The organism is Nonomuraea sp. NPDC048826 (assembly GCF_043198225.1).
Lineage (GTDB): Bacteria > Actinomycetota > Actinomycetes > Streptosporangiales > Streptosporangiaceae > Nonomuraea.
The window spans coordinates 33,198-53,373 of record NZ_JBICUQ010000017.1 but is presented as its reverse complement, the minus strand read 5'-3'; the positions used below and the strand labels follow the sequence as shown (position 1 = coordinate 53,373).

At 73.7% G+C, this 20,176-nt stretch carries 19 protein-coding genes; 11 read left to right on the top strand and 8 right to left on the bottom strand.

All coding sequences use genetic code 11. The features are described 5' to 3' along the window. Positions 1-32: 32 nt before the first annotated feature. Positions 33-878 (top strand): MBL fold metallo-hydrolase, encoded by an 846-nt coding sequence (locus ACGFI7_RS41150; RefSeq protein ID WP_393415094.1) that lies wholly within the window; start codon positions 33-35, stop codon positions 876-878. 153 nt (positions 879-1,031) lie between these two features. Beyond that, the gene (locus tag ACGFI7_RS41145) at positions 1,032-1,988 is read left to right on the top strand and encodes a cyclase family protein (protein ID WP_393415091.1); all 957 of its coding nucleotides are present in this window, start codon (positions 1,032-1,034) and stop codon (positions 1,986-1,988) included. A gap of 6 nt (positions 1,989-1,994) precedes the next feature. Here the strand turns inward: ACGFI7_RS41145 and ACGFI7_RS41140 are convergent, their stop codons facing one another. Continuing rightward, positions 1,995-4,667: a tetratricopeptide repeat protein gene (locus ACGFI7_RS41140; protein ID WP_393415088.1), complete on the bottom strand. Its 2,673-nt coding sequence runs from the start codon at positions 4,665-4,667 to the stop codon at positions 1,995-1,997. A 148-nt stretch (positions 4,668-4,815) separates the two neighbouring features. Between ACGFI7_RS41140 and ACGFI7_RS41135 the strand changes: the two genes are divergently transcribed. Both ACGFI7_RS41135 and ACGFI7_RS41130 read left to right on the top strand, forming a co-directional pair. Further along, positions 4,816-4,983: a hypothetical protein gene (locus ACGFI7_RS41135; protein WP_393415085.1), complete on the top strand. Its 168-nt coding sequence runs from the start codon at positions 4,816-4,818 to the stop codon at positions 4,981-4,983. Positions 4,984-4,996: 13 nt separating this feature from the next. Further along, positions 4,997-5,296 carry a helix-turn-helix domain-containing protein gene (locus tag ACGFI7_RS41130; protein ID WP_393415082.1) on the top strand — a complete coding sequence of 100 codons (300 nt, stop codon included), beginning with the start codon at positions 4,997-4,999 and terminating at the stop codon, positions 5,294-5,296. A gap of 4 nt (positions 5,297-5,300) precedes the next feature. Here ACGFI7_RS41130 and ACGFI7_RS41125 read toward each other — a convergent pair whose 3' ends face one another. Both ACGFI7_RS41125 and ACGFI7_RS41120 read right to left on the bottom strand, forming a co-directional pair. Then, positions 5,301-5,687, bottom strand: a complete 387-nt coding sequence (locus ACGFI7_RS41125; protein WP_393415079.1) for a hypothetical protein — start codon at positions 5,685-5,687, stop codon at positions 5,301-5,303. Between the two features lie 79 nt (positions 5,688-5,766). Continuing rightward, positions 5,767-6,732, bottom strand: a complete 966-nt coding sequence (locus ACGFI7_RS41120) for a helix-turn-helix transcriptional regulator (protein WP_393415076.1) — start codon at positions 6,730-6,732, stop codon at positions 5,767-5,769. 66 nt (positions 6,733-6,798) lie between these two features. Here ACGFI7_RS41120 and ACGFI7_RS41115 point away from each other — a divergent pair, with 66 nt between their 5' ends. Then, positions 6,799-8,280 (top strand): MFS transporter, encoded by a 1,482-nt coding sequence (locus tag ACGFI7_RS41115; protein ID WP_393415073.1) that lies wholly within the window; start codon positions 6,799-6,801, stop codon positions 8,278-8,280. Here ACGFI7_RS41115 and ACGFI7_RS41110 read toward each other — a convergent pair. The 3 genes from ACGFI7_RS41110 to ACGFI7_RS41100 all read right to left on the bottom strand — a co-directional run bounded on the left by ACGFI7_RS41110 (position 8,277) and on the right by ACGFI7_RS41100 (position 11,027). Then, positions 8,277-9,191: a hypothetical protein gene (locus tag ACGFI7_RS41110; protein ID WP_393415070.1), complete on the bottom strand. Its 915-nt coding sequence runs from the start codon at positions 9,189-9,191 to the stop codon at positions 8,277-8,279. The two genes, ACGFI7_RS41115 and ACGFI7_RS41110, sit on opposite strands and share 4 nt — an antisense overlap. A 10-nt stretch (positions 9,192-9,201) precedes the next feature. Continuing rightward, the gene (locus tag ACGFI7_RS41105) at positions 9,202-10,086 is read right to left on the bottom strand and encodes a tetratricopeptide repeat protein (RefSeq protein ID WP_393415067.1); all 885 of its coding nucleotides are present in this window, start codon (positions 10,084-10,086) and stop codon (positions 9,202-9,204) included. Positions 10,087-10,301: 215 nt separating this feature from the next. Next, the gene (locus ACGFI7_RS41100) at positions 10,302-11,027 is read right to left on the bottom strand and encodes a nuclear transport factor 2 family protein (RefSeq protein WP_393415064.1); all 726 of its coding nucleotides are present in this window, start codon (positions 11,025-11,027) and stop codon (positions 10,302-10,304) included. Between the two features lie 78 nt (positions 11,028-11,105). Between ACGFI7_RS41100 and ACGFI7_RS41095 the strand changes: the two genes are divergently transcribed. The 4 genes from ACGFI7_RS41095 (at position 11,106) to ACGFI7_RS41080 (ending at position 14,537) form a co-directional block, all read left to right on the top strand. Beyond that, positions 11,106-11,678, top strand: coding sequence for a TetR/AcrR family transcriptional regulator (locus tag ACGFI7_RS41095; protein ID WP_393415061.1), 573 nt, complete (start codon positions 11,106-11,108; stop codon positions 11,676-11,678). Between the two features lie 55 nt (positions 11,679-11,733). Next, a complete protein-coding gene (locus ACGFI7_RS41090) occupies positions 11,734-12,717 on the top strand; it encodes an AraC family transcriptional regulator (protein ID WP_393415058.1) in 984 nt (327 codons plus the stop codon). A 102-nt stretch (positions 12,718-12,819) separates the two neighbouring features. Further along, entirely contained in the window at positions 12,820-14,043 is a 1,224-nt protein-coding gene (locus ACGFI7_RS41085) for a styrene monooxygenase/indole monooxygenase family protein (protein WP_393415055.1), read from the top strand. Beyond that, a complete protein-coding gene (locus ACGFI7_RS41080; protein ID WP_393415052.1) occupies positions 14,040-14,537 on the top strand; it encodes a flavin reductase family protein in 498 nt (165 codons plus the stop codon). Before ACGFI7_RS41085 ends, ACGFI7_RS41080 begins: the two co-directional genes overlap by 4 nt. A 23-nt stretch (positions 14,538-14,560) precedes the next feature. Here the strand turns inward: ACGFI7_RS41080 and ACGFI7_RS41075 are convergent, their stop codons facing one another. Then, positions 14,561-15,124 carry a TetR/AcrR family transcriptional regulator gene (locus ACGFI7_RS41075; protein ID WP_393415049.1) on the bottom strand — a complete coding sequence of 188 codons (564 nt, stop codon included), beginning with the start codon at positions 15,122-15,124 and terminating at the stop codon, positions 14,561-14,563. Positions 15,125-15,189: 65 nt separating this feature from the next. Here ACGFI7_RS41075 and ACGFI7_RS41070 point away from each other — a divergent pair, with 65 nt between their 5' ends. After that, entirely contained in the window at positions 15,190-15,891 is a 702-nt protein-coding gene (locus ACGFI7_RS41070) for an SDR family oxidoreductase (RefSeq protein WP_393415046.1), read from the top strand. Between the two features lie 25 nt (positions 15,892-15,916). Next, positions 15,917-16,360 (top strand): tautomerase family protein, encoded by a 444-nt coding sequence (locus tag ACGFI7_RS41065; protein ID WP_393415044.1) that lies wholly within the window; start codon positions 15,917-15,919, stop codon positions 16,358-16,360. 7 nt (positions 16,361-16,367) lie between these two features. Here ACGFI7_RS41065 and ACGFI7_RS41060 read toward each other — a convergent pair whose 3' ends face one another. Beyond that, on the bottom strand, positions 16,368-20,147 hold the full coding sequence (locus tag ACGFI7_RS41060; RefSeq protein WP_393415041.1) for a type I polyketide synthase: 3,780 nt from the start codon (positions 20,145-20,147) through the stop codon (positions 16,368-16,370). Positions 20,148-20,176: the final 29 nt, after the last annotated feature.

The following is a 20,176-nucleotide window of genomic DNA, read 5'->3' as shown; positions in this document are numbered from 1 at the left end:
ACAGTGAAGCAGATGACAGGTGAGGTGGGTCCGTGCTGAGTGAGATCGCGGACGGTGTGCTGGTCCATCAGAGCGAGTTCGTCCGGAGCAACGCCGTCGTCGTGCGGGGCCCGGACGGTGTGCTGCTCGTCGACCCCGGCGTGACCGGCGCCGAGCTCGGCTGTCTGGCGGACGACCTGCACGCGCTGGGTCAGCCCGTGGTGGCGGGGTTCTCCACGCATCCGGACTGGGATCACCTGCTGTGGCACGCCCGGCTCGGCGAGGCGCCCCGTTACGGCACGGCGCGCTGCGCGTCCGCCGTCAGGGAGCAGCTGCCGGACGCGGCGGCGCGGGACCGCGTGGCGGAGCATCTGGCCGAGACGGAGATCGCCGGTCAGGTGCCGATGGACCTGCTCGGCCTCATCACCGGCCTGCCCGCCGGGACGACGCACGTTCCCTGGGACGGCCCCCGGGTCCGGGTCGTCGAGCATCAGGCGCACGCGCCCGGCCACGCGGCGCTGGTGATCGAGGAGCGCGGGGTGCTGGTCGCCGGCGACATGCTCTCGGACGTCCTGGTCCCGATGCTCGACCTGGACGGCTCCGACCCGGTCGAGGACTACCTGGCCGCGCTGCGGCTGCTGGAGGAGGTGGCGGGCGACGCCGGCGTCGTGGTCCCCGGCCACGGGTCCGTCGGCGGGGCCGGTGAGGTCCGCGCGCGCATCGCCCTGGATCGGGCGTACGTGCACGCCTTGCGTGACGGCCGCGAGCCGGGCGACCCGCGGCTCGGCCCGTCGGCCGAGCCGGGCTGGGAGTGGGTGGAGTCCATCCACTCCGGGCAGGCCCGGCGGCTCGCCGAGAGGGACAGGACCACGCGCGGCGGCGATACCACAGCATCCTAAAACGTTTCAACGAACAGTCGCTGGGCGACGGCCCGGGGCGCCCCCGCGAAGCGGGAAACGGGCGGACCTCGTCGGGGCCGCCGCGTCAGGAGGAGGCGGGATAGCCTGCCTGCGGTGCCTCGAAATCACCCGACCTGAGGAGTCGAAGCCACGATGACGGCAGGGCGGCCGACGCCGACGCAGGACGACGTGCTGGGATACTTCGACACGCTGTCGAACTGGGGGCGGTGGGGCGACGACGACCAGCTCGGCACGCTGAACCACCTCACCGACGACGTCCGGCTGGCGGCGGCGCGGGCCGTGCGGCACGGCAGGAGCGTGTCATGCGCCTGGGACGTCGCCGTGCCGGACGAGATGGAGCGGTCGACGACGGCGTGCCCGTGCGCCGCCGACATGCCCGGGGCCGAGAACATGCCGGCGCCCACGTTCCGCGACGACCGGCACTGGGGCTTCTCGACCGAGCGGCTCGGCCTCATGTTCCACGGCAACACCGTCACCCACCTCGACGCGCCGTGCCACATCTTCTGGGACGGCGCGATGTACAACGGCCGGCCGCACTCGCTGGTCGACGCCGCGACGGGATCGGGGTGGGCGTCGGTCACGGCGGCGGCGGCCGGGATCGTCACGCGCGGTGTCCTGCTGGACGTCGCGGCCGTGCGGGACGTGCCGTGGCTGGAGCCGGGGCAGGGCGTGTTCCCCGAGGATCTGGAGGAGGCCGAGCGTCGCCAGGGTGTGCGGGTGCGGCCCGGCGACGCGGTGCTCCTGCGGACCGGAAACGGCCGGCTCCGGTACGAGTCCGGCCCGGTCAGCGGTTACACGCAGGCCGGCTGGCACGCGTCCTGCCTGCCGTGGCTGCAGGAACGGGAGGTCGCGCTGATCGGCGCCGACACTCCTCAGGACGTCCAGCCGTCGGGGTACGACGCCGTGCTGATGCCGGTGCACGCCGTGAGCCTGGTCGCGATGGGCCTGTGGATGCTCGACAACTGCGACCTGGAGGAGTGCGCCACCACGGCCGCCGAGCTGGGCCAGTGGGACTTCCAGCTCGCGGTCGCGCCGGTCCGCTTCGCCGGCACGTCCGGCAGCCCGGTCAACCCGATCGCCACCTTCTGACCGGGGTCAGCCCGGCCGCCGGCGCTCCCGCCACAGCGCGAGGTTGTGGCGGGTGGCCGACAGCTGGGGGTGGTCCGGGCCGAGCACCCGCTCCTGGTCGATCAGGAGTTCCTCGTACGCGGCGACGGCCCTGGCCGCGTCCCCCGCGTTGCCCCACCACCGCGCCAGGTCGACGCGGCAGGCCAGGGTGTCGGGGTGGTCGGGACCCAGCACCCGCCGCTGATCGGCCAGCAGCCTCTCGTAGGCCAGGACCGCCCCGGCCGCGCCGCCCAAGCGGCCCCGCCATTCCGCCAGGTTGTGCCGGGTGGCCAGGGTCTGGGGGTGATCCGGGCCGAGCACCCGCTCCTCGTCGGCCAGCAGGTCTTCGCACGCGACGGCGGCGCCCGCCACGTCACCCGCCAGTCCACGCCAGTGCGCCAGGTTGTGCCGGGTGGCCAGCGTCTGGGGATGGTCCGGGCCGAGCACCCGTAACCGGTCGGCCAGCTGCTTCTCGTAGGCCGTGACGGCCCCGGCCGCGTCGCCCGCCTCACCCCGCCACCGCGCCAGGATGTGCCGGGTGGCCAGCGTTCGGGGATGGTCCGGGCCGAGCACCCGCTCCTCGTCGGCCACCAACTCCTCGCACGCGGCGGCGGCGCCTGTCACGTCTCCCGCCTTGCCGCGCCACCAGGCCAAGTTGTGGCGGGTGATCAGGGTGCCGAGGTCGTCCGGGCCCTGCACCCGCGTGCGGTCGGCCACCAGCTCGGTCAGCGCGGTGATCGCACCCGCCGTGTCCCCCGCCTCGCCCCGCCAGCGCGCCAGATTGCCGCGGGCGATCAGGGTGTACGGGTGGTCGGGGCCCACCACCCGCTCGAGGTCGGCCAGCGACGCCTCGAACACGGCGACCGCGCCCGCCGCGTCCCCCGACTCCCCCCGCCAGAGCCCCAGGTTGCTGCGGGCGGCCAGGGTGCTGGGGTGATCGGGTCCGAGGGTGCGCAGGCAGCGGGAGTGCAGCTCGGCGCAGGCGGTCATGGCCGCGGCGACCTGTCCCGTCTCGCCCAGGCTGGTGGTGGCGTGCAGCAGCACCGGGTGGACGCCGGTGTCGGGCCCGAACAGGGCGGTGCCGGTGGCCTGCAGCAGGGCGTCGGCGTTGGCGCGCAGGACGGGGCCGAGCTGATCGGGTTCGACCGGCGGCCACAGGTGCAGCAGGGCGTCGGCGGCGGTGCGGGCGACCTCGGTGAACAGGTGCTCGCCGAGGCCGGGCCTGGCGATGACGTTCTCGCGGGTGGCGCGCTGGACGAGCTGGTGGACGCGGATCTCGCGATGGGCGGCGGCACGATCATGGTCCAGGAGGCTGTGCCGGTGCAGCACCCGCAGCGCCTCGTCGACCATGGCCTCGTCCACCTCGCCCGAGGGCAGATGGCTGGTCAGGTAGGCCAGGGCGGGCGGGCCGGTCAGCGCCTGCTGGGGGATGCCCGCCGGGTCCAGGACCGCGGCCAGGCACAGCACCGGGCGGGCGAGCCCGGCGGGCGCCGCCCGGTCGGCGTGGTCGACGGACAGCTCCCAGGTGGCGGTGACGATCCGCTCATGCCCGTCGGGCAGGTAGTCCTCGCCGGGCACGGCGTGGGCCAGCAGCCGGGTGGCCAGCCGCTGCCGGTAGGCGGCGCACGAGATGGCCGCGTTGACGATGTAGGCCGCCGCCTGGGCCAGCGCCAGCGGCAGCGCCCCCAGGTCGGCGGCCAGGCCGTCCAGGTCGGCGTCCGGGTCGTGGCCGGCGAGTTTGGCGGTCAGGTACGAACGGGCTTCGGCCTCGGTGAAGGTGTCGACGCCGATCGTGAGCCGGTCGGCCCCGGCCAGGGCCGCCTCTCGCAGCCGGGTGGTGACCAGCACCCGGCCGCCCGCCGCCGACGTGGCCGCTGGCGGCCACAGCCCGCTCAGGTCCTTGGGCCGCCACACGTCGTCCAGGACCACCAGCCAGGGCCGGTCGGTGGTCTCCGCCCAGACCAGGAACTCCCGCGCCGCCCGCTCGGGGTCGTCCCGGTCGGACACCGGCAGCCCCAGGCGCGCCGCGGCGTCGGCGTAGGCGGAGACGACGCCGTCACGGGTGGCGGCGTTCACCCACACCAGCACCCGTACCCCCTGCTCCCAGGCGCGGCGGGCGCGGGCGGCGGCCAGCTGGGTCTTGCCGACCCCGCCCATCCCCGCCAGCACCTGGGTCGGCGCCTCCCCCACGGCGACCTGGCGGTCCTGGAAGCAGTCGGCCGGCTGCGGGATCACCCCGACCCGGACCCGCTCCCCCGCGTCGTCCTGGCCGGACGGACCGGACCCCGCGGGAGCGGGGCGGGTCCCGTCGGACGGGCCGGTCCCCGCGGGATCCGGGCGGGTCCTGTCGGACCTGCCCGTCCCGGCCGGCGCGGGGCGGGCCCGGTCGGCGGCCATCAGCCGGTCCCATGCGCGCGCCGACAGGGCGGGCTCGTCCGCCCACCCGGCCAAGGCCGCGCCGACCTGGACGAGCTGATCCAGGTCACGGGGCGCCGCGGCGCCGGTCGCCCACCCGTTGACCGTCGAGTAAGGCACGCCTGAGACCTTCGCGAGCTCCTTCTGCGTCACCCGGCCGGGGCTGTGGACCCGGGCCTGGTCCCACAGCCGGGCCAGCTCGGCCAGAACCCGCGAGGTCGACCTCTCCGGCCGGAACTCCGCCACGCCGCCACGCCTCCTCGCCCGCCGGGGACCGGGATCCGGATCCGGGACGTACCGGCCCGGATCCCCGCTCACCGGCAGGGTAGCCGCACGGATCCGGACTGATCCGGCATACCTTCAACCCCGTCGGCATCTCGGATGTCATGCGGCCATGACCGACAACGCAGCGCCCCGCAGGATCCCGCCCGCCCACCGCCGCCGCTCGCGGCGCGTCCGCCGTCTCCGCCGCGCCCTCGGCCTCGCCTTCGCCAGGGGCGCCGCCCAGGCCGCCGGCACCGGCCTCGTCGGCCTGCTGTTCTGGTGGCTCACCCAGCGCTGACGGCGCGGCTCCGGTGGCCCGGAACCGCGTGCCGTCGTCAGGCGATCGGCTCGGCACCGCCTACCGGGCGACGCTTTTGTCCTGTCTCCGGGACTTCGGGGACGTCCGGGCCGCCGGCGCGGAGCTGACGCTGCACGAGGACACCGTCCGCAAGCGGATCAGGCGCGCCCAGGAGCTGTTCGGCGTCGCGCTGGCGAACCCGACGCACCGGTTGCTGCTCGGACTGGAGCTCGGGGTGGCGGCACCGGGCGCCGGAGGGGACCCCGAGGGCGGTGAACGGGAGTTCGACGACCCTCAGGGCTCGTCGCGGTGAGAGGTCACGGGTTGCCGGAGCGGCAGACGGGAGCAGTCCGGAACTCGACGGACGCGCCGGCGGCGTCGCTGATCACGGCGCGGATGTCGGTCCTGAAGCCCGGCTGACAGCCGATCCCCACGAAGGTCCGGTCGTCGAACGAGGGCACGTTGAAGCCGTTGACGAACCAGCGGACGGCGATCGGCGCGACGCCGCCGCTGAAGGAGACCGAGCAGAGGAACCGCCGCGCGAGCGCCTCGCACCCGCCGCCGGTCAGGGTCAGGCTCGATGTCGCCGTCGCCGAAGACGTCGCCGTCGCCGTCGCCGAGGCGGACGACGCGAGCATGCCCGGGGCGGTGAGCATGCCTGCCGCGACCACGGCGGGCAGGGCCAGTTTGAACAGCTTGCGCATTCCTGTCTCCTTCTGGATGGTGACAGATCCGGCATGCCGGACTTCCTCCTTGGTTCGCTCCCGCGTCGGTCCTGGATGATTACGCGGGCCGGAGCGCCTTGCCGACGCGGGTGCGCACGGAGCGCAGGGCTTGCCGGAGTTCGGCCGGTTCGACATCGGTGAGGTCGGCGTCGAAGGTGAGGAGCAGCCCCGCCAGCCCCGGCCATGACCAGGCGCCGAGGGTGAGCCGGCACGTGGTCTCGGTCTCGTACGCGACGGTGGAGCCGCCGGGGGCGAACCGGGCGACGGTGGCGGCGGGCAGCGCGAGGACGGCTGAGCCGTGGCACGGCCATGCGGCGGTGGCGTCCCCGCGGTCATGCGCGGTCATGACGAAGGCGACGGGATCGCCGTGCGGGATGTCACGGCGGTCGAAGGGTGTGTGCGTGGGGTGCGGGCGGATGCCGTCCAGGCGCATCGCGCGCCACCGGCCGGCGGCCGGGTCGAAGGCGACCAGGTACCAGCGGGCGGCCCACACCACGAGGGCGTGCGGCTCCAGGGTGAGCGGGGCGGGCCGGCCGTCGCCGGGGTGGTCGACGCGGATCAGGTGCCGACGGTTGATCGCGCCGCCCACGACGCGGACGAGGTCGGCGTCGATCGGCGGCCCGGGGAACTCCCAGTAGTTGCGGGCCGACAGGACGGTGAACGCCTCGGCGTGCAGGCGGCTGCGCGCGGGCATCGCCTGGTGGAGCGTGTTGAGCGCGCGAGCCGCGTTCTCCCGGATGCCGGACAGGACCGTCGGCACGGTCTGCAGCGCCACGGCGGCGGCGACGGCCTGGTCCTCGTCGAACACGACCGGCGGCAGCCGGATGACGGACCCGAGCCGATAGCCCCCGCCCGCGCCGCGGACGGCCTCGATCTCGTACCCGAGATCCCGGAGCGTGTCGATGTCGCGGCGCACGGTCCTCACGGACGCCCCGAGCCGGGCGGCCAGTTCGCCGGCGGTCAAGGTCACGCCGATCCCCAGGATCGACAGCAGTTTGAGCGTCCGCGCTGAAGTGGCAGCCATGATGGTCCGATTTTCTCACCTCATAGCGGCCATTCGATGGCAGCTATCCCGACCATGATGACCGGCATGACCGACTTGCCGAGTTCCCGAAGAGACGACCGCGCGCCTGAGGCCTCTCCTCCGACGCTCATCGCCGGCGCCGGCGCGACCGCGGCGCTGCTGGTGGTGCTCTTCGGCTCCTTCATGGACCTGCTCGACGCGACGATCGTCACCGTCGCGGCCCCGGCGATCGCCCGGGACCTGGGCGCGGGCGACGCGCAGATCCAGTGGATGATCGCCGCCTACACCCTCGCCCTGGGCGCGGGGCTGATCACCGGCGGACGGCTCGGCGACCAGTACGGCCGCAAGCGGCTGTTCATGATCGGACTGGCCGGGTTCATGGTCACCTCGGCGCTGTGCGCGCTGGCCGTCGATCCGGTGATGCTCATCGGCATGCGGGCCGGGCAGGGGCTGACCGCCGGGGTCATGGTCCCGCAGGTGTTCGGGATCATCCGGGCGTCGTTCGCCGCGGCGGAGCGGGCCAAGGCGTTCGGCGCCTTCGGCGCGGTCCAGGGCGTCGCCTCGATCGCCGGCCCGCTGCTGGGCGGGCTGCTCGTCGACGCCGACCTGTTCGGCCTGGGCTGGCGCACGATCTTCTGGATCAACGTGCCGGTCTCCATCCTGGCGCTCGCCCTCGGCGCGAAGGTCCTGCCCGAGTCCCGCTCCCCCTCGACCGCGCGGCTGGACCTGACGGGCTCGGTCCTCGCGACCGCGGGCATCCTGCTCCTGCTGCTGCCGATCATCCAGACCGAGACCTGGGGATGGAACTGGGCCGCCTACGCGCTCCTCGCCGCCGGGATCGTGGTGCTCGCGATCTTCCTCGGCTACGAGCACCGCCTCACCGGCCGCGGGGACGAGCCCGTCCTCGACCCGGCTCTGCTGCGCATCCGCGCCTTCACCGTCGGCCTCGGCGCCTCGCTGCTCTTCTTCGGCGGCGTCGGGGCGTACTTCCTCACCCTCTCGGTCTACCTGCAGAACGGAACCGGCCGGAGCGCGTGGGAGACGGGCCTGGTGATCCTCCCGTACGCGCTGGGCTCGATCATCACCTCCGGTCTCGGCGTCGCCCTCGCCGCCAAGGCGGGCAGGATCCTCCTGGTCGCCGGCTCGCTCACCATCGCGGCGTCCCAGCTCTTCCTCTGGTTCCTGGTCAGGGGCGGGACCGATCCCGGGTACTGGCCTCTCGCCCTCGCGCTCTTCGCCGGCGGCCTCGGGCTCGGTCTCGCCGCGCCCATCCTGGTCAACGTCGTGCTCGCCGGCGTTCCCGGACGCAACGCGGGCGCGGCGGGCGGGGTGCTGTCCACCGTCACCCAGATCGGCGGGGCCGTCGGCATCGCCGTGCTCGGCACGATCTTCTTCACCTCGGTCGCCGCCGGGGCCGCGGGGGCGCCGGCGCTGCCCGCCCACAGTCACGCGCTCGGCATCGTCCTGCTCGTGTCGGTCGCGCTGTACGTGCTCACGGCGCTCGTGATGCCGGCACTCCCGAGAACCGCGGCCGAGCACGCCGACTAGGCGGGCGGGCAGTCGGGATGGGTCCTGACCGGGAAGAACTCCAGGCGAAGCGAAGGGTCGTCCGGGAGGGCGATCGCCCGGGCCTGAGAGTCGGTCGCCCAGCAGGCGGGGAGCAGGAAGTAGCGCTGGTTGGACCGGGTCAGCAGGCTCAGACCGGCGTAGCGGTAGCGGTACTTGGCGGCGGCGTCCGGCAGCAGGCTCTCGGTGATGCCGGGCCCCTCCAGATACAGACGTTGGGGCGCGTACACCACCACGCCGGACAGCTGGGCCGGGTTCCGCCGGAAGGTGTCCGCCACGTCCTGTCCGCGCAGTTCGGCGTACTGGGCGATCGACCACAGCAGCAGGAGGGCGAGCAGGGCCGCGAAGACGGTGCGCCGGACGATCCGCAGCGGGCCGGCCGGACCGGCACGGGCGGGACTGAGCATGACGTGGAGGGAGACGCTGTAGGCGAGCGCCAGGACGCCGAACGCCAGGCACAGCGGCACGAACGGGGCCTTCATGTGCCAGTTCATCTTGCCGACCATGTGGAGCAGGCCGATCGTGGCGCCGGCCAGGCCGAGTGTTCCCAGCACCACCAGGAACCAGCGCGTCACGACGCGATGGCGGGTCAGGCGGCGGACCAGCACGGTGTGCGCGGTGAGCGCGACCAGAACCCCCAGCAGGACCATCACCAGCGGTTCGACGGTCGAGCCGACACTGCGCATCGCGTAGTCCTGGAGGGAGAGGCCGAGCAGGCTCTGATCCACGCCCAGGTTCCGGTACAGGGTGTTGGTACGCACCGAGCCGAAGTAGACCATGAGCGCCGCGACGAAGGTGGTCGGCGTCACGACGTGGGCCAGGACGCTCCACAGCCGGGCGAGGTCCTGGCCGACGTCGGCGTCGGGCTCGTCGCCGGTCCCGGACGTCTTCATGGCCGGCGGGCTATGGCGAGCCCGGCGCGGGCGCGCCGGGCTCGCCGCCGTCGGGACCACCGTCGGGACCACCGTCAGGATCCGGTCCGCCGGGGTCCGGTCCGCCGGGGTCGGGTCCTCCGGGGTCCGGTCCGCCGGGGTCGGGGCCGCCTTCGTCCGGGTCGACCGGTACGGACTCGTCGGGGCCCGGCTCGACCTCGGAGCCGGTCTCGGTGGGGACGGGTTCGGTGGAGGACGTGTCCGGCGGTTCCGGCCCGGTCGGCCCGGGTGTGCCCTCCGTGACCGAAGGGGCGGGCTCCGTGAGCCGGCACTCCGGGAGGGAGTACGCCGCCACCGAGCAGGCCTCCTTGAGGTAGCCGGACGAGTTATGCCCGGTCGCCGCCAGCCGGGACAGGGCCTGTTGCGCCTTGTCGGTGTCGCCGGTCGCGGTGTAGCTGATCAGCTGGGCGTGGTAGAGGAGTTCGAGGAACTGGGGGCGGGTGGCGGCGGGAAGGTCCTCGCGGTCGTCCTCCGCCTTCCGCAGGTTCTCGATCGCCTTGTCGTACTGCTTGAGGTTGGTCCTGGCCGCTCCCGAGCACACCAGCGCCACCGCTCTGGTGCTGGGCTGACTCGTCCGGCCGCCGGTGACCTGCTGCTGCAGCGCGACCTTGCTCATCCGCTGGATCAGGGCCTCGTTCTGGCCGCTCGCCAGCAGGCGCTGGCACTCACGGCACGCCGCCACCGTGCTCTCGGGCACGTCCCCGCCTTCCGTGGGCGGCACGAGGTTGCCCTTCGGCTTGATGGCCGGTTTCGCCGACACGCGCGGCGTCGGCGCCGGGTGGGAACCGCCGCAGCCGGTCACCAGCGTCAGGCTGGCCGCGACCAGCACCGTGAGGCCCGACAAGGTCCTGCCCACGCGTTCCCTCCCACCTCCGATCACTGGCCGGTCCGGCTGGGCGACCAGGTCACCTGGTGAAGGTGTTCTCTCTATTGAGCGCGCGGAAAACGGGCGCCGGGCCAAGCCGAGGGAAAGTTAGCTTCAGCGAACCCCGCCCGTGATGCCCGCCCGTGATGCCCCCCGTGATGCCCGCCCGTGATGCCCGCCCCTGATGCCCGCCCCGTCCGTCGCCGTCAGGCCTTCACGTAGCCGCGCGCCTCGACGATCCGGCCGCCGCGGATCCGGAGGAGGCTGACCCCGCGGACCCGGTCCCGCTCGCCGTCGCCCCACTGCAGCAGCCACGGCTGCACCGCGAGCTCCCCCTGGATCTCGGCCGTCTCCGGGGTGAACCGCAGCGCGCGGTTCCCGGCCAGCTCGGACCAGCGCTCCAGGCACGCCTGGCCGCCCTCGTGGCGCGCCCCGTCCGGGGCCGGGCCCGAGTCCTCGATGACGCAGTCGTCGGCGATCAGATCCTTCAGCAGCCCGGGGTCGTGCGATCGGAAGGCCTCGTTGTAGCGGTCGAGGACCTCGCGGGTGGTCCGTTCGGTCTCGGCGGCCAGGGGCACGCCCCCGGTCTTGCTGTAGCCGAGTGCTTCGACGATGCGGCCGTCGCTCACCCGTACGAGAGTCACGCCGCGCACGGAGTCGGCGTGACCGTCGCCGAAGTGGTAGCGCCAGCGGATCGTCGCCCGGTCGCCGGCGACGGTGACCTCTTCGGGCTCGAAGCGGGTGGTGCGGTCGGCCGCGAGGGCCTGCCAGAACGCCAGGCAGGCGTCCCGTCCTTCGACGCGGGCGCCGTCCGGGGCCGGCTGGATGGCGTCCATGACGCAGTCGTCGGCGATCAGGTCGGGGAGCGCCGTGGCGTCGTGGTCGGTGAAGACGCGGTTGAACAGGTCGACGGTGTCGGCTGTCGTGCGCATGTCGATCCTCCGGTAGATAGACCGTTCGGTCTCCTCAATATAGACCAGTCGGTCTATCGGTCAAGTAGACTGCCGGACATGACCGCACGCGCCACCCCGGGACCGCGCGAACGCCTGCTGACGGCCGCCATGGAGCTGACCTACGAGCAAGGCCTGAGCGTGGGCGTCGACGCGCTGCTCAAGGCCGCCAACGTGGCCCGGCGCTCGCTCTACGAGCACTTCGGCGGCAAGGACGGGCTGATCACCGAGGTCCTGCGGCTCACCGCCGACGAGGACGAGGCCGCCTACCGGCAGGCCATGCGGGCGGGGGGCGACGACCCGCGCCGCCGCCTGCTGGCCGTCTTCGACTGGCTCGGGGAGGTCGTCGAGCAGCCCGGGTTCCGTGGCTGCCGGTATCTCGCCGCCGAGCTCGCCCTGACCGACCCGGCGCACCCGGGACGCGAGGTCACCCGCCGCTACCGCGAACGCCTGCACAACCTCCTCGAACAGGAGGTACGCAAGCTCGGCCACCCGCGACCGGCGCACGCCGCCGACCAACTGCTCCTGCTCGTCGACGGCACCCTGGCCGTCGGGGCCACCCGGCCGGGCACGCACCCGGCCGCGGCGGCCCGCCAGCTCGCCGAACAGATCCTCGACACCCCGCCCGAGTGATCGTTGTGCGCCCTTTTACGTGGAACGCCGGGGGCCGGAATGACGATCATCAAGTGTGCTCCTCAGCAACCGTGCTGTCTTCTCCAGCTCCGACCTCGACGAGGTGCGCGGCGAGGTCGCCAAGGTGTTCTGCCCGCACCGGCTGGACCTGGCCGGGGACGCGGACCTGCTGTCGGCCCGGTTCAACTCCGTCCAGCTCGGCTCGGTACGCGTCAGCTACCTCGACTACGGGGCCGACGTGCGGATCGAACCGGGCGACCTGGAGACGTTCTTCCTGGTCATGATCCCGTTGGGCGGGCGCAGCCTGATCCGCGCGGATGACAAGGAGATCGTCTCGACGCCGTCCCTGGCCTCGCTGGCTTCGCCGACCCGCTACCTCGACATGCGGTGGGCCGCCGGCTGTCCCCAGTTGCTGGTCAAGTTCGAGCGCGCCTCGATCGAGCGCTCGCTGGAGCAGATGCTCGGCGAGCAGCTCGACGGCCCGGTCGTCTTCGACCTCGGCATGGACCTGACAACGGGCTGGACGCGGTCCTGGCGGGACATGGCCGACCTGCTCGTGCGGGAGGCGGAGCGCGACGACGGGCTGGCCGGGCATCCGCTGGCCGTCGCGCACCTGGAGAACGCCCTGATCAGCCTGCTGCTGACCATGCAGCCGTCCAACTACTCCGAGCGGCTGACGGCGCCCAGGCCGCCCGCGCTGCCGAAGGTGGTGCGCCGGGCGATGGAGTTCATCGACGGGCACGCGCACCTCCCGCTCACGACCGCCGACGTCGCGGGCGCCGTCGCGGTCAGCTGCCGCTCGCTCCAGGAGGGATTCCGGGCGCATCTCGGGCTGACGCCCATGGCCCATCTGCGGCGGGTGCGGCTGGCGCGGGTGCACGACGAGCTCAGGACGGCCGACCCCGCCAGGGCGACGGTGACCACGGTGGCCGCCCGCTGGGGCTTCCTGCACCAGGGACGGTTCGCCGCGCAGTATCGCCAGAGGTACGGCCAGTCGCCGTCGGAGACGTTGCGCAAGGGTTCCGCGCCAGGCGGATGAGATCCGCGCTCAGCGGATGGCCGGGCCGGGCACGCCGACCGTACCTTTCTTGTCAGGCGCCGATAGCAACCTGCACTCCTGACACCGGAAGGACCCACCACCATGCGTGAAATCCTCGTCGTCGGCGCCGGCCAGGCCGGGCTCCACCTGGCCATCGGCCTGCTCCAGCACGGCTACGACGTCACCGTCGTCTCCAACCGCACCCCCGAGTCCATCCGCGACGGCCGGGTGATGTCCGGCCAGGCGATGTTTGGCACCGCGCAGGCCCACGAGCGCGAGCTCGGCCTCGACCGGTGGGCCGACGTCTGCCCGCCCATCGAGGGCATCGCCCTCACGGTCCCGAGCCCGGAGGGCGGCAAGGCACTCGACTGGGCGGCGCGGCTGCGCGTCCCGGCCCGCGCGGTCGACCAGCGGCTGAAGATGCCGGCCTGGATGGGCGAGTTCGAGCGGCTCGGCGGCAAGCTCGTGCTGCACGACGCCACCTTTGAGGACCTGGAGAGCTACGCCGCGCGGTACGACCTGGTGCTGGTCGCCGCGGGCAAGGGGCAGATCGCCTCGCTGTTCGAGCGCGACCCGGCACGCTCCCCGTACCCCACCCCGCAGCGCGCGCTCGCGGTCACCTACGTCAACGGCCTCGCGCCGCGCCCCGACCACTCGGCGGTCTGCTTCAACTTGCTCCCCGGCGTCGGCGAGTTCTTCGTCTTCCCCGGGCTCACCCACACCGGCCCGTGCGAGATCATGGTGTTCGAGGGCGTGCCGGGCGGTCCCATGGACTGCTGGGGCGACGTGCGCGGCCCCGCCGAGCACCTGGCGCGCAGCCGCGAGATCCTGAAGACCTTCTTCCCGTGGGCGGCCGAGCGGTGCGCGGGGATCGAGCTCACCGACGACAACGCGGTCCTGACCGGCCGGTTCGCCCCCACGGTGCGCCGCCCCGTCGCCGTCCTGCCCTCCGGCGCGCCGGTGCTCGGCGTGGCCGACGTCGTGGTGCTCAACGACCCGATCACCGGGCAGGGCAGCAACAACGCCGCCAAGTGCGCCGCCACCTACCTCAAGGCCATCGTGGAGCGGGGCGGGCAGCCGTTCGACGCCGACTGGATGCGGCGGACCTTCGACCGCTTCTGGGCGCAGGCTCGGTACGTCACCGACTGGACCAACGCCCTGCTGGCCCCGGCCGAACCGCACCACCTGGCGCTCCTGGGCGCCGCCGGGCAGCACCCGGAGATCGCCTCCCGGTTCGTCAACGGCTTCGACGACCCGGCCGACTTCGCCGACTGGTTCATGGACGCCGACCGGGCCGAGGCCTACCTGAGCAGGGCCGCGGCATGAGAGCGCTCCGTGAGGCCTTCGGGCAGTTCGCGACCGGGGTGGCGGTGATCACGACGGTGACCGCCGGCGGGGAGCGGGCCGGCGTGACCGTCAACTCCTTCACCTCGGTCTCGCTCGATCCGCCGCTGGTGCTGTGGTGCCTGTCGGACCGGGCGCCCAGCGCGCCGCTCTTCCTGCGGGCCGGGCGGTTCGTCGTCAACGTCCTGGCCGCCGACCAGGGCCACCTGTCCCAGCGCTTCGCCACGCCCGCGGCCGACAAGTTCGCCGGGGTGGAGCTGGCCGGCGCTCCCCTGCCGGTGCTCGCCGGCACGCTGGCCCACTTCGTCTGCCGTACGGAGCGGGTGTACGACGGCGGCGACCACCACATCTTCGTCGGGGCGGTGGAGCGCTACCAGCGGGCCGAGGGGGAGCCGCTCCTCTTCCACGCCGGCCGCTACCGGGAGTTCTGGCCCGAGCTGGCGATCGGCGGGGACCGCGTGGCGGAGTGCGCCTGACGGCCGCGCGCCGGCTGGGGCACTCAGTCCGGGGCGTCCAGGAGACGGTCGCGGACGGCGGCGAGGATCCGCTCCGACAGCTCGTCGCCGGCGCAGGCCCTGGACAACAGCAGCGCGCCGACGATGGTGGACAGCTCGACGAGCACGTCCTGCTCCTGGGCCCCGTCGAGCCGCCCCATCGCGTCGACGAGGTCGCGCAGGCCGCCGGCGAACGCCGGGCGCAGGGGATCGCCGGGTTCGGCCCGCGCGGCGTCCACGGCCAGCGTGGGGCAGGGGCAGCCGAGCCCGGGGTGGTCGCGGTGCAGCTCGGACAGATAGTTGGCCAGGAACGTGGCCCGGGAGTCGTCGCCTGAGGCGAGGTCGTCCAGGGCCGCGACCCGTTCGGCGAACGCGGCCGTGCAGGCCTCGGCGATCAGGTCGTCCTTCGAGGTGAAGTGGCGGTAGAAGCCGCCGTGCGTCAGCCCCGCCGCCGCCATCGCCCGCGGGACGCTGACGTTGTCGGCGCCGTGCGCGCGGACCAGCTTCGCCGTGGCCTCGACGACCTGCTCGCGGTGCCGCCCGGCCTCGGCCCTGGATGCTCGGGGCATGCCCGGCCTTCCCTTCGTGCTATAGATGATGCTAATAATCTATCTTAGCGGAGTGAGGAGGCCCCATGGTGGCCATCGGCAATTCTGTGGCACTGGTGACCGGCGGCCAGCGCGGCCTCGGCAAGGCGTTCGCCGAGGCGTTGCTGAAACGCGGCGCGGCGAAGGTGTACGTAACCGCGCGCCGGCCCGTGCCCGGTGACGACCCGCGGATCGTGCCCCTCCCCCTCGACGTCACCGAACCGGACACGGTCTCGGCCCTGGCCGAGCTGGCCTCGGACGTGAGCGTCGTCGTCAACAACGCGGGTGTGCTGCATCCCGGGCCGCTGCTGAAGGCCGACATGGCCGACGTGGTCGCGACCTTCGACACCAACGTGTTCGGGGCGCTGCGGGTGGCCCGCGCCTTCGCCCCGGTGCTGGCGGCGAACGGCGGCGGGGCGCTGGTCGACATCCACTCCATCCTGTCGTGGGGCGCCGGCGCGGCGGCCTACGGCGCCTCGAAGGCCGCATTCTGGTCGATCACCAACTCCCTGCGCGTCGAGTTGGCGCCGCAGGGCACGCAGGTCGTCGGCGTCCATCTCGGCTTCGCCGACACCGACATGGTGGCGGCGATCCCGGCTCCGAAGATCTCACCCGCCGAGGTCGCGGAGACGGTCCTGGACGGGGTCGAGGAGGGCGCCCGCGAGGTGCTCGTCGACGAGGCGACGAAGCGGATGAAGGCGGCGCTGTCCGGCCCTGTCGAGGGTCTCACCGTGGCCATCGGGCGCTGACGTCCACCGATCGAAGGAGACAACCATGCCGCTGTGGCACGTCTACCATCCCCCCGGCGCCTATTCCGAGCAGGAGAAGGAGAAGTTCGCCGAGGACGCCACCGGGTTCTACGCCCGGTTCGGGCTGCCGAGGTTCTACGTCGTGACGCTCTTCCACGAGGTCGCGCGCGGGTCGTTCCTCGTCGGCGGCCGACCGGCCGACGACGCCGTACGGGTCGTGATCGAGCACATCGCCCGGCACGCCGAGGACCCCGGCCTGCGCGACCGGATGAACGAGGCGCTGGGCCGCCTGCTGGCCCGGCACACGCTCGACCGCGGCCTGCACTGCGAGTTCCACGTCGACGAGACGCCACGGGACCTGTGGATGATCGACGGCCTGCGCCCGCCGCCCACGGGCAGCGACGCGGAGGAGCGGTGGGCGAGGGAGAACCGGCCCTCGCCCTACGAGGTCTCCACAGGTCCCGGGTGACCGGGGCTCAGCCCCCGATCGCGGGCATGCTCTCGGGCACCGCCGCCGGCGTCGCGTCCGGCAGCGGCGTCGCGAGCAGCTCGGCCAGGTGGTCCGCGATCGCCGAGATGGTGGGCTGCTGCCACAGCAGGGTCGCGGGGAGGCGGCGGCCGAAGCGCTTCTCCAGCCGTCGCCGGACCATGACGGTCATCACCGAGTCCAGGCCCTGCTCGACCAGGGGACGCCGGACCGCCAGGTCCTCGGGGGCCAGCCTCATCACGGCCGCGATCTCGGCGCGGACCTCGGGCAGCACACGCTCGCGCAGGTCCTCGGGCGTCAGTCCGGCGAACGACTCGGCGGGCCCCCGGAGGTCCTCGTCGGCCGAGGCGGGCGCGTCGATCACCGGGTAGCGAAGCCCCGCGAGGTGCCCGACCACCCGGCCGTCCACGTCGGCCAGGAGCGCCCGGACGGTGTCGTCCGCCGCCGGGTCCACGGCCGCGTCGACGATCACCGTCTCGGGTGGCGCGCCGGTCAGCACCACCTCGTCGATGCGCACCACCATGCGCAGCACCGGATCGCCGGGGAACACGCAGGGCGCCACGGACATCACCGCGTCCAGCGCCGGCGCCCAGCTCTCCGGATCGCCGGTGCGGACCGTGGCGCGCAGCGCGCCGTCCGCGCCCAGCAGCGTCTCGATCGTCCAGCCGAACCCCGTGGAGGGCACGCCGACGGCGGCCAGCCGCCGGTGCACGAACCCGGGGTCGATCGGGGTGAGAGCGCCGGCGTCCGGCAGCACGTCGGGCTTCGCCTGGCCCGGGGCGGCCACGTCCGCGGTGACGTGCACCAGCCAGGCGGGTTCAGGCTCGCCGGGGCCGGCCGGCGTGCGGGCCGCGAGCCGTACCGCCGGAGGCTCGTGCACGACCTGGATCTGCCGGCGTTCCGCGGTCATCAGCGGGTGCGTCATCTCCACGCCGTGCAGCGTGACGTCCTCGTCCTCGGCCGCGGCCAGGAACGTGTTGACCAGCACGGCGGCGGGCACGATCTCGACCCCGTTGAGCGCGTGGCTGCCCGGGTAGGGGCGGTTGGCGTCCTCCAGGCTGGTGCGCCACATCCGGGTCCGGCTGCCCGCGAGGCTGGTCGGCGCGCCGAGCAGGGTGTGGGAGCGCACGTCATGGCCCCGGTTGCCGTCGTCCGGGTACGCCTCGCGCCAGTGGCGGCGGTGCTGCCAGGCGTACGGCGGGAGATCGGCCAGGCCGCCCGACGGCTGCAACCGGCTCCAGTCGACCTCGACGCCGTGGCAGTGCGCGGCGCCCACGGCCATGAGGAGGGTCTGCCGCTCCGGCTGGTTGCGGCGCAGCGACGTGCCGACGAACACGTCCTCGTACCCGTGCTCCGCGAGGGTCTCGGTGACGGAGTGCGCGACCACGGGATGCGGGGAGATCTCCAGGAACACGCGGTGGCCGTCCTGCGCGGCCGCCGCCGTGGCGGCGGCCAGCCGTACGGGGTCGCGGAGGTTCGCCGCCCAGTAAGCGCCGTCCAGGACGGGCGTCGACCGGGGGTCCGCCAGCGCGGTCGTGTACATGGGGATACGCGGCGCACCGAACGGCAGATCGGCGACGGCGGCGGCCAGCTCGACGGCCAGCGGCGCCATGTGCGGGCTGTGGAAGGCGACGTCCGAGGCCACCCGCCGGACCACGATGCCGTCGACCGGCCACTCGTTCACGACCTCCTCGACCGCGGCGACGTCGCCGGACAGCACGGTGGAGCCGGGCGCCGACGCGATCGCGGCCACCAGGTCGGAACGGCCGGCCAGCCTCTCCTCCGCCTCCTCGAAGGACAGGCCGACCATCGCCATGGCCCCCTTGCCCTCGGCCTTGCGCAGCAGCCGGGAACGGCGGCAGATCAGGCGGGCGCCGTCGGCGACGGTCATCGCGCCGGCCGTCACCGCCGCCGCGATCTCGCCGACGGAGTGGCCGATGACGGCCTTCGGGACGACCCCGTACGCGCTCCACAGCCTGGCCAGGCCCAGCTGCATCACGAAGATCATGGTCTGCACGCGGTCGATGGCGTCGAGGTCGCCGTCGGCCAGGACGTGCCGGGGGGAGAAGCCGATCTCCTCGGCGAAGACGGGCTCCACCTCGTCGACCAGGGACGCGAACTCCGGCACGGCGAGCAGCTCGCGCCCCATCCCGCGCCACTGGCAGCCCTGCCCGGAGAAGACCCAGACGGGCCCGGGGCCGGGCTCGGGGAGCACGTCGCCGGTGATGACGGCCTCGGCCGGCACGTCGCCGGCGAGCCTGCGCAGGCCGCCCGCCAGCTCGTCCCGGTCCGCGCCGAGCACGACCGCGCGCCGGGCCAGGTGGGTCCGCCGCAGCGCGAGCGTGCGCCCGACGGAGGCCAGTCCGGCTCCGTCGTCGAGGTGGTCGGCGAGCTTGCCCGCGTACTGCCGCAGGGCCTGCTCCGACGCGGCCGACAGCGGGAACAGCCGCTCCCCCGCCTCCTCGCCGCGGGGTGTCTCCGGTGCCGGAGGAGCCTGTTCGAGGACGATGTGCGCGACCGTGCCGCCGTAGCCGAAGCTGGAGACGCCCGCCCGGCGGGGGTGGTCCCGCTCCGGCCACGGCGAGCGCTCGGTGACCACGCGCAGGCCCGAGTCCTCCCACGCGATGGCCGGGTTCAGGGTGGTCAGCACGGTCGGCGGGATCTCGCCGCGGTCGAGGGCGAGCACCGCCTTGATGACGCCGGCGATGCCGGCGGCGCCTTCGAGGTGGCCGATGTTGGACTTGACCGAGCCGATGAGGCACGGGTCGCCGGGGGGCCGCCCCGCGCCGTACACGGAGGAGAGCGCGCCCGCCTCCAGCGGGTCGCCGAGCCGGGTGCCGGTGCCGTGCGCCTCGACGTAGTCGACGGTGGACGGCTCGACGCCCGCCTGTCGGCAGGCCCGGGCCATGACGTGTTCCTGGGCCTCGCCGCACGGCGCCATGATGCCGTTGGTGTGCCCGTCCTGGTTCACGGCGCTGCCGACGACGAGCGCGAGGATCCGGTCGCCGTCGCGCTCCGCGTCGGACAGCCTCTTGAGCACGACCACGCCGCAGCCCTCGCCGCGTCCGTAGCCGTCGGCCGACGCGTCGAACGACTTGGACCGCCCGTCGGGGGCCAGGGCTCCGGCGGTGCCGAGGGTGAGGGTCTGGCCCGGGGTGACGAGCAGGTTGACGCCGCCGGCGAGGGCGACGTCGCTCTCGCCGAGCCGCAGGCTCTGCGCGGCCAGGTGCAGCGCGACCAGGGAGGCCGAGCAGGCGGTGTCGACGGCCATGCTGGGGCCGCGCAGGTCCAAGGAGTAGGAGATGCGGTTGGCGACGGCGCAGGTGGCGGCGCCGATGCCGGTCCACGCCTCGATCTGGGGCAGGTCCTCCAGCAGGCGTCCGCCGTAGTCGGCCGTGCAGACGCCGACGAACACCCCGGCGTCGGTGCCGGCCAGCCGGTGCGGCGGCAGGCCGGCGTGCTCCAGGGCCTCCCACGCGGTCTCCATGAGGATCCGCTGCTGCGGGTCCATCAGCTCGGCCTCGCGGGGGGACAGGCCGAAGAACTCCGCGTCGAAGCCCTCGATGTCGCTCAGGAAGCTGCCGTGCCGCACGGCGTCGCGCAGCGCGGCGGCGTCCTCGGGGCTGCGGTTCTCGTACCGGAGCCAGCGTTCGGCGGGCAGCGGCCGGGTGGTGTTCCGGCCGGCGCACAGCAGGTCCCAGAACTCGTCCGGTGAGCGGGCCTCGCCGGGAAGGCGGCAGCCGATCCCGACCACCGCTACTGGTTCCACCCGGAGTCCGCGCGGACTGTCGGCCATCT